The sequence below is a fragment of the Psychrobacillus sp. genome (assembly GCF_032154225.1).
GTDB lineage: Bacteria > Bacillota > Bacilli > Bacillales_A > Planococcaceae > Psychrobacillus.
Genome location: NZ_JALDYF010000004.1, coordinates 180,315 through 195,247 on the forward strand (window position 1 = coordinate 180,315; position 14,933 = coordinate 195,247).

A 14,933-nucleotide genomic window follows, 5' to 3' on the forward strand; every position below is an offset into this window, starting at 1 on the left:
TTTTACAACTAATTTGAATTAGGATAATTTCACTAACCTTTATGGAGGTAAGAAGATGAAAAATATCGAATTGAAGCAAATTAACACTGGGGGATGCTGTGGCCCTTCTACAGAAACGATTAAACAAGAAGTGAAGATAACGAAGATGGATTTACCTGTAGCAATTATTGGTGCCGGTCCGGTAGGATTGGCAGCAGCTGCGCATTTAGCTAATCTTGGCGAACGTTTTATAGTACTGGAATCAGGTGAAAGTGTCGGAAGTAATATTCTAAATTGGAGTCATGTCCGATTATTTTCACCGTGGCAATACAACATCGATAAAGTTGCTAAAAAAATGCTAGAAAAACATGGTTGGAATGCCCCTTCATTAGATCAACTACCATTAGGCAGAGAGCTAGTAAACGAATATTTGGTGCCATTAGCAAACTTGCCTGAAATAAAACCCTTTCTATTACTGAATACAAAAGTCGTTTCTTTAAGTAAAAAATCTTTAGATAAAATGAAAACTGCAAACCGTGAAAATTCTCCATTTGTTTTATACACCGAACAAAATGGTACATCAAAAAGAGTAGAAGCAAGGGCTGTTATTGATGTTACGGGAACTTGGTCAAATCCTAACCCTATAAATGCTGATAGCATTTGGACGAAAGAAGAAAGAAAATTAAATGAGCATATTTATTATGGAATCCCAGACATAAATGGCACACATCAAGAACGATACAAAGGAAAAAGAATTGCAGTAGTTGGTGGTGGTCATTCGGCCATAAACACAATTTTAGAATTAGCCCAGCTAAATGAAAACGTAGATATAACATGGATCATGCGAAAGAAAAATGTAGAAGATGCATACGGTGGGGAGGATAAAGACGCTCTAGAGGCAAGAGGAGAGCTAGGAAGCCGTATTCATCAACTAGTTGATACAGGGAAAATCAAGGTATATACTCCTTTTCATATTCACCAACTGTCAAAAACGAAAGATGGTGGTATCGAAATAACTGGGGAAGCAAATGGGACTGAAATTATCCTTCTACCTGTAGATGAGATCGTTGCAAACACGGGTAGTCGCCCGGATTTTTCTTTTATAAGAGAAATCAGACTAAGTATTGATACTGCCACAGAAAGTGTGGATGCTATTGCTCCATTAATTGATCCAAACCTTCATAGTTGTGGAACAGTACGCCCTCATGGAGAAAAAGAATTAAAACAGCCTGAAAAAGATTTTTATATCGTTGGAATGAAAAGTTATGGCAGAGCTCCAACATTCTTAATGGCAACTGGCTATGAGCAAGTGAGATCTATTGTAGCTCATCTTTCAGGTGATTTTGAATTGGCTAAAAAGGTAGAACTAGATCTACCGAAAACTGGTGTATGTAGTGTTAATTTAACACCACAAAAGTCCTCACAATCATGCTGCGGTACCGAAGCATCAAAATGCTAGGGGAAACTTACTTGACTGTGAATCACGGGGCTAATTTATCGAAAGAATACTTTTATTTCCTACTTAAAACTGGTAGGGGGAAACCAGATCTTAATTGTTAGAACAGGCGCAAGTTTATATGTTCAATAACTTTATAAAAGAAAGTAAGGATTTATATGGAAAAGAAAGTTACAGCAATTTTTTAGAGGCATTGAGATATAAAAAAAGAAAGTGGCCTTAGCAAGTAGCTTTATAAAAAAGATTGATAATTTGTAACAAAGGTTAGTTAAAATCATCTCATCTCTGTAAATTTCTTAGAGGTGAGATGATTTTTTATTACATATACGTGATAAATAGAAATTTTCATTTTTAGAGCATTTCTTGAAAATATCTCATTATTTCAAGTATACTTATCCAATGAAACATAACTTCCTATAATAGATATTATGTAAACTAAAATTATAAAATACTTAAAAATAAGAAATAATACTCTATCTTGCTCTCTAAAACCCTAAATAGTGCAACAATAAAATTATTGTGTCCCATTCTCTGTTGTTCTGTTAGAAATTAATAAGTTTGCTATTAATTCCTTCAATAAGATGGTAATTGTACAGTACTTCGAAGTTTAACATAGTATCCTCTTAGTAGTTTAATCTACTAATAAGTTGTTGCGTAATTATCATCAGACTGTACGACCCATAACCACATTATCCCATTTCGACACTATTTGTAAACGTTCTTATTTTCAACTTCTACTTATAAAACGATTCGATCAGGTAATACTAAGTATATGATTGTAAATAGGAGGAATAAATTTGAATGCTTCAGAGAATAAACTATCTATCTTTGCTCTTGGTGGTATTAATGAAATCGGTAAAAATATGTACGTTTTACAATCTTCTAATGATATTGTTGTGATTGACTGTGGATCTAAGTTTCCAGATGAAAGTCTTTTAGGGATTGATCTGATTATCCAAGATATTTCTTATTTACAGGAACATAAAGAAAAAATTCGTGCAATGATTATTACACATGGACACGAAGATCATATTGGCGGCATCCCCTACTTCTTAAAACAATTAAATTTGCCTATATACGCTACAAACTTAACGCTAGGGCTAATTGAAAGCAAATTAAAAGAACATGGCCTTCTTAGGGAAACTGAGCTGTTTATGATTGATTCTAACTCAGTTTTAGAACTAGGCACTATTAAGACTACATTTTTCAAAACTAGTCACAGCATCCCCGATTGTTTAGGAATTGCCTTTCACACACCACAAGGAATAATTGTACATACAGGGGATTTCAAATTTGATTGGACTCCAGTGGACAACGAATCTCAGGATATTCACAAAATGGCTGAACTTGGTCGTGACGGCGTTTTATTACTTCTATCAGAAAGTACAAATGCAGAAAGACCTGGCTCTACCCCATCGGAACAACTTGTTGGTGATCATATTGAAAATGCATTCCGTCAAGCTACCCGTAAAGTTTTCATTTCCACATTTGCTTCCAACGTTCATCGTGTACAACAAATCGTCAATGCTGCGATTAAAACAAATCGGAAGTTAGTCTTACTTGGACGTAGCATGATCAATGTCGTGTCTGTTGCAATGGACCGGGGTTATTTAGATATACCTGAGGGGATGTTACTGGAAGTAAATGAAGTACGTGGAATGGATCCAGAAAAAGTGGCCATTCTTTGTACAGGTAGTCAGGGTGAACCAATGGCAGCATTATCACGATTAGCAAGTTCAAACTTTCGTCAAGTTGAAGTTCTTGCTGATGACACAGTTATCTTTGCCGCAAGCCCCATACCTGGCAATGAAACGAGTGTATCACGAATTATCGACAATTTATTTCAACTTGGAGCTAAAGTTATCTATGGTTCTGGAAATGTTACAGGCATGCATGTTTCAGGTCACGCTTGTCAGGAAGAACTAAAACTAATGTTAACGTTAATGAAACCAAAATACTTTGTCCCTATCCATGGAGAGTATCGAATGTTACATCAACACGGATTACTTGCTAAATCAGTAGGGGTAAAATCTGAAAACATTTTTATTATTAATAATGGAGATGTCGTAGATATAGCCAATCAAGAAGCGATTCAAACTCGAAGTATCCACTCAGGTAACATATTCGTAGATGGATTTGGCATTGGTGATGTTGGGAATATCATATTGCGTGATCGAAAGCTTCTCTCTGAAGATGGTATGCTTGTTATCGTTACGACACTGAGTAAATCAGAAGGTAAAATTATTTCTGGTCCAGATACTATATCGCGTGGTTTCGTATACGGTCCTGATTCTGAAGAATTAATGAAAGAAGTAAACCAAGAAGTACGAATGACTATCAAAAAAATGAAAAATAGAAATGGAAACCAACGTGTTCTGAAACAAGATATAAAAAAGTCAATTGAAAAGCTTTTATACTCTCGCACGAAAAGAAGACCAATGATACTTCCAATAATCATTGATATTTAAAAAAGAAATGTGAAAAAGCGTCCTCTTCTAAGAAGTGAACGCTTTTTCTAGTTTTATTAACTAAAAGCAACATCTAGTATCATCATCACAGTAAATCCAAGCATTAAACATACAGTTGCTAAATCCCCATTACCGTTTTCTTGGGAGCCAGGAATAACTTCCTCTACTACGACAAAAATCATTGCCCCTGCTGCAAAAGCTAATGCAAATGGAAGTATCGGAGTCATAAATGTTACAGCTAAAACCCCAATTACAGCAGCAATTGGCTCTACCATACCTGAAAATTGCCCGTACATAAAGCTTTTTCTGCGTGACATACCTTCTCTTCGTAGTGGCATCGAAACAGCTGTTCCTTCAGGTAAGTTTTGAATACCAATACCGATTGCTAAAGCAATAGCAGCGGCTAATGAAGCAGATGGAAAACCAGCCGCAACTGCACCAAAAGCAACCCCAATTGCTAGCCCTTCTGGTATGTTGTGTAAAGTAATCGCAAATACAAGTAATGTACTGCGTCTTTTACTTTTAGGATGTATTCCCTCGGCATGATCCAAATTGGAGGATGGATGCAAATGAGGAATAATCTTATCTGCTGCCCAAAGAAAAAAGCCACCTAATAGAAAGCCAACAGCTGCGGGGAACCAAGCAGGAAAAGGACCTCCCTCTGACATTTCAATGGCTGGAGAAAGCAATGACCAAAAACTAGCTGCAATCATAATCCCACCGGCGGATCCTAACATTCCGTCCATTACCTTTTGATTTATTTCCTTTGTAGTAAATACTAAAGCAGCACCAATTGCAGTCATACCCCATGTGAAAAGGGTTGCCAGTAATGCCTGCATAACTGGGCTAAGCGTTGAAATAAAATCAATCATATTATTACCATCCCTTCTAGTTGATGCTTATCTTAAACAGATAGCTTCTTCTTATTTTTATTATTGTATGCCTAAAGTTTCCTTACTGCAACTATTTTTTGATTACACAAGTAATTTTTATTCGAGAAACAAATGGAGATAAATATGCTGCTCCATACTAACTATTATCGAAGATTTAGTCAGTCCAATTTTCATTTTCAAGAATAATATCCAAATTTCCCCTTTCATAATTCAGAATAGTTCATTATAATTCTCTTAAGAACATAATTTTACTACTACTAAAGGAGAATCACATGTTAACTTCGAAACAATTACAAGATATAGAAATGCTACAAAAAGAATGTGAAGAACATGATCGCTTGCAATTAAAACTGAACTGGGAAATGCTGCGAAATAGAGAATCAGATCAGCTTGATTTCCTTCATTATGAAAATGATATCCTTATTGCATTTTTAGGTTTATATCCTTTTGGTTCTACAGTGGAAGTATGTGGAATGGTGAAGCCTAACGAACGCCGCAATAAGCATTTCTCTAAGTTATTTCAACAAGGAATGGCTTCTGTAAAACAAAATGCTTTCAAAAAGATTTTATTAAACACACCGGCTACTTCATCTGAAGCAAAAGACTTTTTAGCAAAACAAGGAGCTCTTTACGCATTTTCAGAGCATCAAATGAAGTGGCAGGAAACACCTCTTAATGAAGTAGATGGTTTTACACTTCGACAAGCAAATGAAGAAGATCTAGATATGCGTGTTCGCTTAGATGTGGAAGCATTCGGAATTGCAAAAGAAGATGCGTTTGAGATGGAAGCTAAAAGAACAGAAGATGAGCTTATGATTGATGTGAATGGGGAAACAATTGGAAAAATTCGTGTGGATAAAGAAGAGACTGAAGCATGGATTTATGGGTTCGCTATTTTAACAGAGCATCAAGGAAAAGGAATAGGCAGAAAAGTGTTGAACCAAGTAGTGAAAGAGCAATCTGAGTTAGGCCGCTCCGTTCATTTAGAAGTAGAAACAAAGAATGCTCATGCATTAGGACTATATGAATCAGTTGGTTTTAATGTGGTGCATGCACAAGATTATTATTTATACAAATGAATACAATAAACCGCTGATTTATCGATAATCAGCGGTTTACTTTTTTATTTTACATCTATTTCAAATGATTGGTCATATAGCATGTCCACATTTTTCTGTCCATTAATTATATCTGATTCGGTATAAGGAATAATCTTGAGTTTAGCTACATCGTCTTCTATTGCTACAAATCTACTACTATTCTCACTGCTATTTCTTCCTCTGCTGGACACTTCTTGTAATTCAAGACCATTTTGTTTTTCCACTTTAAAATAAACATTCGTAGATACATGTTTCATTTTGTAATATAACGTTGTAGAAACTGGAGTTATGATCAAGTCTTCAACGATTATTTCTTGACCATTATCTAGTGTGAAATTTTTTCCAATTGTAATGGATTTTCTTTCTGAAACGAGGTTTTTACCTGATGTGGTGAATTCAAAACTCCATTTTCCAGCTTTCATTTTTTTATGATCGCTTCTTTCCAAGTCTTTGAACACTATCTTTATGTCATGTTCCTCCTCCAGATTGAGGTCATGTATATTAGCTGACCAAAAATAAGTTACTGATGTCCTATTAATTTCACGTGGCCCCCCTCCTCCACCTGGTCCCAGTTTCTTTCCATTAATGTAGATATCCATTTCCGTAAACCAATTCCATTTTAAATCTTCCTCTGAAAAGTCTGAGTGGAACGTGCTACTAATAAGAAGTTGTCCTTCATCTAACATAACCTCATTTAGCGTCACTTTCACTCCATTATCTCGCACTGATTCCCCGACGACTGTCTTATAATCTTGTAGGGAATGCTCTTTTGAATACACAAACTTCTCAATTGTACTGCCGATAATCGGTAAATCAGCTAATACATATTTGTTACTCATTCCTGCGTACATCATTATGGCCAACGAAGCCACAACAACAAGTATCCTTTTCGTGTTATTTGCTTTCTTTTTAAGCTTTGCCTTTATTCTTTTTTTTGTCGCTTTTCTTTCCATGTCCGTTAATTGACTATTCTCATGCTCTGTTACATCTATTTGTTCCTCATTTAAACGTTCAAATATGTTTTTCATTAGTCCACCTCATCTTATTTACTAAATAAATTTCGAAGCTTATTTCTCCCACGTGATAACCGATTGTAAATAACAGATTTTTTGACACCCATTTCTTCAGCCAATTCATCTACGTTTTTATCGTCAACGTAATGTTTCATAAACAATGCTTGGTCTTCTTTGTTTAGAAGGTGTAACATTTTTTCAGAAGTATTACTGAGCTGGCTATCTATTACTTCGTTTTCTATATTAATAGGGCTAATTAATACTTCATTTTCTATATTTTTTTGTTCCAAATACTTTTTATGTTTTCTCTGATAATCAATAGCCTTATATTTAGCTACTGCGGCAATCCAGTTTTTGAATGTATTTTTCTCTTTATCAAATGAATCGATATGATTCCAAATAGAGAGCAATACATCGTCTAGACATTCTTCATGAACGGATTCCAAATTGTATAAATATTTTTGAATGATGCTTTTTAACAATCCACCATATTGATCGATGATGTAGAATAGAGCTTTTTCATTCTTGAATAGTAATTGTTGTACAACGTTTTCATCGTTTATTTTCATTATTACCTCCTATGTAAGCGGCCCTTACACTATCTAATACGTATTTACATTCCACATTTCTATCAAGATCGTACATTATTTTTAAATAAATAAAAAAGACTAAGGTAATTTTACCCTAGTCTACTAATTATTGCTCTTCCAATCAGCAGCAAGCATGCCATAAACAATATGATCCACATAATGATCATATAGCCACTCGGTTTGGCGTACACAGCCTTCTTCCGTAAATCCTAGCCTTTCAGGTATAGCCCTACTTTTCTTATTTTCTACTGCTGCACGAATTTCGACTCTATTTAGCTTTATTTCTTTGAATGCATAATCAACAAAGGCTTCAACTGATTTCGTCATTAATCCTAATCCAACATAATCATTTCCTAGCCAATAGCCAATACTTGTGGATTTATTGTTCCAATCAATTTTGTGAAAGCCAATAACACCTGCAATTTTACCGTCATACCATATACCTGCTTGAAAACCATTATTCTCACTGTATTGTTTCATTGTTGACTGGATGAAGTTTTTCGTATCGTCTACTGACTTTGTGTAATCAATAAATGGCAACCACTCTCTTAATGTTTCTTTTGACTCGACCGTCAAAGTAAATAATGCTTCTGCGTCCTGTAAATCGAGCATTTTTAATGCTGTTTTGTCGTCAATATTGTAAGTAAACATTTGAATTCCCCGCTTTTCTAATTTTTTACTAGTTCTATGCTGATTACTGAGATATCTTTTATATTATAGCAAATAATCTAAAAATTAATAGGAGGCCATTTATATGAGTTCTTTTAAGGATACAACGGAGGAAAGTAGAATCGCATGGGAAACAAATGCAGATTTTTGGGACGATAAAATGGGTGATCAATCCAATTATTTTCATTGCAATATAGTACGTCCACGCACTGAAAGCTTACTTGAGACACAACAAGGTGATTTTGTTCTCGATATTGCTTGCGGTAACGGCAATTTCTCACAGCGTCTTGTAGAAAATGGCACAAAAGTTGTAGCTTTTGATTATAGTGAAAAACTAATCTACCATGCCAAACGCCGACGAGCAGATTTTTTAAGTGAAGTGGAATTCAAAGTGTGTGATGCAACGAATTATGACCAGTTGATGCTCCTCAAACGAGAAATTCCCTTTAATAAAGCAGTTGCGAATATGGCGATTATGGATATTTCCGATATTGAACCCCTAATGCAAGCTGTTTATGAGATGTTAAGTGAAGATGGAATCTTTGTATTTTCGACGCATCACCCTTGTTTTGTTAAGCCTGATCATACATATGCTACTGCTTGTTTACATAAAGGCATAGCAATAAAAGGACAACCAGCTTTACAAAATTATTATCATCGCTCATTGCAAGACCTTTTCGGAATATGCCAGAAAGCCGGTTTTGTAATGGATGGATTTTATGAAGAATCTGATGGTAGTGAAGAGAATCCTGTCATTATCATTGTTCGATTGAGAAAATAAGGAGACTTTAATCCTTTTGATTCTCTTTAGTTAGTTCAGTTAACTGCTCCATGTCTGAAAAACCACATATTCAATAAAGAATGATTGAAAAGGTGGTTCCTTCTCAATCATGCTTTATTTTTCTTATGGAACGAAAATCACCAAAGTGTTACCAACATCTAATACAATTCGCTAATTATTTCTCCTGTTAACGCATCCACAAAATAATGACAATCAATCATCTGCTTTGCTTTCATACTATGTCGTTTTTCATCGTAAACATAATACGGTTTAAAATAAATATCTTTATCCAAAAGCTTTACTGCTTCCTCATTTGAAATCTTCACATCTAAATCGAGAACAGGTAATTCCATCACTCCACTTAGTTCTAGTAATTCACGTTTATCCATTACCAACACAATAATATGCTCATTTACATCGTATGTAAATTTCATTTTATCAGTAATTCGATCTAATACGCGAATTGGAACAACAGTTGCTTCTAGAAGTCCATTGTGCCTCTCGATCTGCTCCACTTTCCAATTTCCGCTTTCAGCTTGTCGATGTTCGCGTAAATAATTAATGATTACCTGCAAAAATTCACTTTGTTCCTCCAATGTAACTACCAGACTATCTGGATGAGGAATATTCTTTTTCATTTCCTCTTCTGAAATTAGTTTAGATTTGTAAAACGCATTCCATAAATCCGGTATACGGCCATGAGTTAGAGGTACTTCTAGAATAGAGTCCTGTTCACTCCAAGTCAGTATAATTTCATCATCTAAAACCATTTCCCCATCAACAAATATTTCATCTACTCCGTAAAGAAGCTGTATTTGTTTATCTTTCATTATTCCAAAGAGGATAACTTGTTTTTCTTTTATTTTATCAATGTCCTGAATCAATTGATCAGTTGCCGGCTCAACAGTGATTTCTGGTAGGAGGTTGTGAAAGAAGCCATATAATGAATAATTCATAATACAGCCTTGCTTGTCTACTTTTATATCAATATAGCCTCCAGGAGAAACTTTCCGTTCATGTAAAACCGAATGAAAGAAATACTCTGTCCCACTCTCATCCTTTTTCTCATTCAACATAAGAAAGTCAATCTTATACTTTAAAGTAGTATGTTCTTCAATCCAATCAGTAATAGTCTTCCAATCCGAACTTGGCAGCAGTGGAGGATTTTTTCGAAGATCCTCCTCCATTACTACACAGAATCTTGTCAGTATGCCATAAGTTAAATTTACTTCTATCAAAATGGTTCCTGGTGGATTTGAATCCTCTTCTGCTATTGTACCATTCGGAAAAAACTCCATATTAAGAGTATATACCGTGGTTTTAATAGATGAAATTTCTCTACTGATAGTCGGATTTATCTCATAATCTTCTAAACCAAATTTGTTAATTAGCTTTTCAGTCCATGTTTGAATAGTATTCTCCATTTAATCACCTTTGTCCTTTATACTCTTTGTCTACGTGTTTATGGATCAAAAAGTTTCACTCTAGCAGATTTATCAAAAGATAACCACGAACAGAACGAATGTTCCCTACTCCGTAAATTGAGCATTATTTGAGCATCAATTTTGAATTTCAACCTAATTTAATCCCTATTTTCATGTGCTTTTTTGCATTAAATGGCTATTATGCGCTGCAAAATGGATTAACTTCTAAAAAAGAACGAATGTTCTCGCACTCGTAGAAAAAGCATTTTTAACAAAAAAGATATTTAAAGTTTACATAATATAATTATATAAACCTAAATACTGATTCCAAATAAAAAAGCCCATCCTCTCCTCAAATTAACGTAGAGAAGATCGGCTTTTCAGTCATTCATTTTTATTTATTTTGCACAAGGAAAGCGTAAACCGCCATCATTTCTCGTTTATTCAACTCACGAATACGGTTGAAAATTGGAATATCCGCAATTGCCTCGATATTCAAGATTTCAGGAACAGCAGTACTGACTGTGCCAGTTAGCCATGTTTCTACACCTATCCCTTCGACGATTTCCTTCAGTCCTTCCTTATTAACACCAGTTTCGTTACACGTCACACAAGGGATCGTCAGTTTAAATACACCATCATGGAGATTATCTTCTGTAATGGCTTTCTTTCCGTTACAGAATGGACATGGCTGGCTTTTTCTAACCTTATTAATGAGTGTAACAATCTTTTTGTAACCTAACGCTTCATAGACATACGTCAGCTTTTTGTATTTTCCATTCGTGAAGTACTTATCAATGATCGTTTCTCTCGTTTCATTGATATTGTCAAAATCACAGATCGTAATCCGGTTATTAACGCCAATCGATTCAATATTATTGCTAATGTTGTTCCAAAATGGCAGCACATTTTGTAAAACCATTTCATAGTGAGAAAAACTAGCCTGCTCCAATTCAAACATTTTCAAAGCGACTTGTGTTTCTCTTGGTAATAGAGACACGTCTTCACTTAAAACCATATCGCCTCCGACAATGTCTTTTAATTTTTCTAGTTGCTGTAAGCTGCCAACTGTTTTTATTACTTGATCGAGTGGTTGGTTAATGATCTCACGAATATCCGAATCGCCGAATTTCAGCTTTTTATGATGGTTTAATACGGTTCCTTCGCATACTGGACATGTAATTAACTCTTTGGATTCTTTTATCTGCTCTTTAATAATCGATTTCGATACAAATATATAGCGTCCAATGATTAAATTAAAGCCTTCCCATGTTCTTCTTGTCTTACCTTCTTTATCATAAAAAGACTGCTCCCAATACCCGTATAAGTAAGTATGCTTTTCAGCATCCGTCATATCATTAAAACTCTTGCTTATATCTTGACCTAGCTCATTTTTAATCTCTTCAAAGAGGAATTCCAGTTTTGCGAACTGATAAAATTTTAAAACTTCCATTACGTCTGCATGTAATTGGCCATCCCAAAATGGTACAGTCTTATCCTGAAGAACAACATCAAAATCAAACTTTTCAATCACTCTACGACCCGAACAGCATGGGCAATGATTGTCTTGATGATAGAAATCGAAGCTTCGCGTATCTTTATTCGTCGGATGTGCTGCTACAATATGGTTGATTACGCCGCCAAGTTCATAAAGAAAACTATGTTGACTATACAAATGGCGTTCCAAGTCTATCGCAATAACTGGTGCAATTACGTCCGTTTCGTATTCACCATAAATTAAGCGTGCCATGGAAGATAAGCTCTTTAAAATACCACCCTTATAAACGTTTTCTGCGTTTTTAAAATAGGCAATATGATTTTCTGTTAAGTAATTAATGCCATTTGGTTGATTTAGTGTAGAGGAAATTTGAAAGGCTGCAGCCTGTTCTGGACCCTTCTGCTTGCTATAATACGTATCATGACTCACTACATCCAAATGCTCGACCGGTGCAATCTGCCTGTCCCCAAAATCAACGATAAAATCAGAGTTGTCTATCATATACCCATTATGCTCAATCATCATAATGGAGACAGATTCATCTTGCAAAATGCTCCTTACACTATCAATGAATTGATTTAAAATGTTTTGTGATAAACCTTTGGAAGGCTCGTCAAAAATAAAGAGCGTGTGCGGGTTTCTTGAGTTAGCAAACAGCTCAGAAACTAAATGAACACATTGAAATTCACCAGTAGATAAAGATTGCGTTTTTCTTTCCAACGTCAAATACCCAAGTCCAAGTTTGATCAATAAGCTTAAGCGTTTATGAGCAATATCTTCATTTGGAAGTTCTTCAATAATATCTTCTATCGAACGCTGAAAAATATCATCGATCTCTTCACTATATTTTGTAAGTTTCCTTTTAATATCAAGAAATGTCGCTACAGTTGACCGACTAGTAATCGATTGGTTTCGATCTTGTCCAACTATTACGAGTTTATCTTTTGCATAGCGTTTTTGAAAATCTTTCGCAATACACTCATTAACAAGTGTAGACTTCCCACATCCAGATTCCCCCGTAAAAGTGACAATTCTATTTTTAGGAATCTGAATTTCTTTCATTTGAATATTACGGCAGTAAAGATCTTTAAAATGATAATATTCTGTTGGTATTTCCAGGTTTCTTTCCGAAGTGATTGGTTGTGGACGTGGCGATTCTTCTACAATTTTCCCGCCGTATTTACCACTACCAGGTCCAAAGAATAACTGCTCTTCCGATGTGTTAAGCACCGTGTCAGAATGATCAATGAGCCAAATCTGATTTTTGTAGCCCAATTGTTTAATCTCTTCTAAAATCTTTAGTAACGTTTGGTGGTCTAGACCTACTGAAATTTCATCAATAATAATAACCGTATTTTCACTTGTTGCCATAAATTCTGCCAAATAAAGTCGTGTTATTTCTCCACCTGACAAAGTGCCCATAATACGATTTAATGATAAGTAACCAATATTCATATTGATGATATTTTGAAGAATATGTTGTTTTGCTTCACTAATATGTAATTCTTCTTTAAGGGAAAGAATCGCTTCAATACTTAAGTTGTTGATATCGGAAATACTATGGGCTTGATTCAATAATTTTGTCTTATATTGCTCAACCTCTGGATTATAACGCTTGCCCTCACATTTTTTACATTCGATATTTTTCGTCGTGCCGCGCCCTTTACACGCAGTGCACCAACCTAATTCATTATTAAACGAAAAAACTTCTGGTGAAAGATTAAATTCTTCCGCAAGACGCACACGAATCTCTTTAAATACGCCTGTATGGGTGCCAATCGTTGAACGTGGATTCGAAGAAATGGATGATTTTCCGAGAAAAAGCACTAAAGGCATTTCTTCCATCTTAATCGCACTGAAATTCGTTTCCATAATATTAGGAAATAAATATTGATATTCAGCTTTTGGCAATAAAGAAACGAGACGCTTCTTGGATTCTTCCCCAATCGTTTGGCAAAAAGTCGTTTTACCCGATCCAGATAAACCCGCAATTCCTAACGATTTATCTACTGGTAATACTGCATCTAATTTGTTTATATTGTTCGCTATTAATTGATTTATTTTCATCGAGACGTTCTCTCCATTCTATATATGTAGTATTGCCAGAATAAATAAGAAAGAGCACAATTCTTGTTACGGAATTGCGCTCTATTGTGGAAGAAAACGTTTTACAGCTCTGCTAACACTTTTTCAAGCTTATCACTCATACTAGTCCAACCATATTTAGCTCCCTCAATTGCACCCTCACGAGCTTTTGTTGCTTCACTAAATCCAGTTTGATCGAGATGTAAATGGATAGTTCCTTCTGCATCTTTACTCAAAGTCCATGTAACAGTAGTTATTTCACCGGCACTTTCCCAAGTGTAAGATAATTTTTGAAGCTCGTCCACTTCTAGTACTTCCCCGTTTACAATGCCGTCCCACCATTCAGAAGGCTCTGCACGAAACTGAAATTTATAGCCAACAATCGGTTTAAAATTATTGTCCCATATCCATTTTGCAAGCGTATCAGAATCTATTAAAGCATTCCACACCTGCTCGATTGAACTTGTAAATTGAAAATCTAACGATACATCTGGTTTCATTTTTTTTCCTCCAATAAAAGATTTAGTTTAACAATTCTTTCTTTCCAAAAACCTTCGTAATAAGATACCCAGTCTTTAATTTCCCTTAAGGGGGCAGCATTTAGTCGATATCTTGTTTCTCTGCCAACTTTACGAGCAATTACGAGATCAGCATCTTTAAGAATAGCTAAATGCTTCGAAACAGCTGTACGACCCATTTGAAAATGAACCGTTAGCTCATGTAGGGGTAATTCTTCAACATCTGCCAGCATTTGAAGTAGTTTTCGTCTTGTTGGATCGGCAACAGCGCCATAAACATCCCTCACTTGACTTTCTACGTTCAAAATCCCCCCCACCTTTTCATTATTATTTCCTGTAATGCCATCGATTAAACTATTTAATAACCAAATAAGACACCTTTTGTTGTCTCATTTATTATAGGACACCAAAAGGTGACATGTCAAGTTCTCTAGCTATTCCATTATCTGCACAATAAAT

12 protein-coding genes are annotated in these 14,933 nt (G+C 35.3%); 4 read left to right on the forward strand and 8 right to left on the reverse strand.

What is annotated here, in order from left to right; all coding sequences use genetic code 11:
• Window positions 1–55: 55 nt before the first annotated feature.
• Both RUH95_RS08285 and RUH95_RS08290 read left to right on the forward strand, forming a co-directional pair.
• The gene (locus tag RUH95_RS08285) at window positions 56–1,438 is read left to right on the forward strand and encodes an NAD(P)-binding domain-containing protein (RefSeq protein ID WP_313892383.1); all 1,383 of its coding nucleotides are present in this window, start codon (window positions 56–58) and stop codon (window positions 1,436–1,438) included.
• A gap of 794 nt (window positions 1,439–2,232) precedes the next feature.
• A complete protein-coding gene (locus RUH95_RS08290; RefSeq protein WP_313892384.1) occupies window positions 2,233–3,903 on the forward strand; it encodes a ribonuclease J in 1,671 nt (556 codons plus the stop codon).
• A gap of 56 nt (window positions 3,904–3,959) precedes the next feature.
• Here RUH95_RS08290 and RUH95_RS08295 read toward each other — a convergent pair whose 3' ends face one another.
• Window positions 3,960–4,775, reverse strand: coding sequence for a ZIP family metal transporter (locus RUH95_RS08295; protein WP_313892385.1), 816 nt, complete (start codon window positions 4,773–4,775; stop codon window positions 3,960–3,962).
• Between the two features lie 293 nt (window positions 4,776–5,068).
• On the opposite strand from RUH95_RS08295, the gene RUH95_RS08300 reads away from it, so the two are divergent.
• Window positions 5,069–5,875, forward strand: coding sequence for a GNAT family N-acetyltransferase (locus RUH95_RS08300; RefSeq protein WP_313892386.1), 807 nt, complete (start codon window positions 5,069–5,071; stop codon window positions 5,873–5,875).
• A 44-nt stretch (window positions 5,876–5,919) separates the two neighbouring features.
• Here RUH95_RS08300 and RUH95_RS08305 read toward each other — a convergent pair whose 3' ends face one another.
• The 3 genes from RUH95_RS08305 to RUH95_RS08315 all read right to left on the reverse strand — a co-directional run bounded on the left by RUH95_RS08305 (window position 5,920) and on the right by RUH95_RS08315 (window position 8,150).
• Window positions 5,920–6,924 (reverse strand): DUF4179 domain-containing protein, encoded by a 1,005-nt coding sequence (locus tag RUH95_RS08305; protein ID WP_313892387.1) that lies wholly within the window; start codon window positions 6,922–6,924, stop codon window positions 5,920–5,922.
• A 14-nt stretch (window positions 6,925–6,938) separates the two neighbouring features.
• Window positions 6,939–7,478, reverse strand: coding sequence for a sigma-70 family RNA polymerase sigma factor (locus RUH95_RS08310; protein ID WP_313892388.1), 540 nt, complete (start codon window positions 7,476–7,478; stop codon window positions 6,939–6,941).
• Between the two features lie 123 nt (window positions 7,479–7,601).
• On the reverse strand, window positions 7,602–8,150 hold the full coding sequence (locus RUH95_RS08315; protein WP_313892389.1) for a GNAT family N-acetyltransferase: 549 nt from the start codon (window positions 8,148–8,150) through the stop codon (window positions 7,602–7,604).
• A 103-nt stretch (window positions 8,151–8,253) separates the two neighbouring features.
• Here RUH95_RS08315 and RUH95_RS08320 point away from each other — a divergent pair, with 103 nt between their 5' ends.
• Window positions 8,254–8,949, forward strand: a complete 696-nt coding sequence (locus RUH95_RS08320; RefSeq protein WP_313892390.1) for a class I SAM-dependent methyltransferase — start codon at window positions 8,254–8,256, stop codon at window positions 8,947–8,949.
• 158 nt (window positions 8,950–9,107) lie between these two features.
• On the opposite strand, the gene RUH95_RS08325 is transcribed toward RUH95_RS08320, so the two are convergent.
• The 4 genes from RUH95_RS08325 to RUH95_RS08340 all read right to left on the reverse strand — a co-directional run bounded on the left by RUH95_RS08325 (window position 9,108) and on the right by RUH95_RS08340 (window position 14,779).
• The gene (locus tag RUH95_RS08325; protein WP_313892391.1) at window positions 9,108–10,373 is read right to left on the reverse strand and encodes a hypothetical protein; all 1,266 of its coding nucleotides are present in this window, start codon (window positions 10,371–10,373) and stop codon (window positions 9,108–9,110) included.
• 394 nt (window positions 10,374–10,767) lie between these two features.
• Window positions 10,768–13,938 (reverse strand): ATP-binding cassette domain-containing protein, encoded by a 3,171-nt coding sequence (locus tag RUH95_RS08330; RefSeq protein WP_313892392.1) that lies wholly within the window; start codon window positions 13,936–13,938, stop codon window positions 10,768–10,770.
• Between the two features lie 101 nt (window positions 13,939–14,039).
• Complete coding sequence (locus RUH95_RS08335; protein WP_313892393.1) at window positions 14,040–14,456, reverse strand: SRPBCC family protein; 417 nt, start codon at window positions 14,454–14,456, stop codon at window positions 14,040–14,042.
• Window positions 14,453–14,779 carry an ArsR/SmtB family transcription factor gene (locus RUH95_RS08340; RefSeq protein ID WP_313892394.1) on the reverse strand — a complete coding sequence of 109 codons (327 nt, stop codon included), beginning with the start codon at window positions 14,777–14,779 and terminating at the stop codon, window positions 14,453–14,455. The genes RUH95_RS08335 and RUH95_RS08340 overlap by 4 nt, the downstream gene beginning before the upstream one ends.
• Window positions 14,780–14,933: the final 154 nt, after the last annotated feature.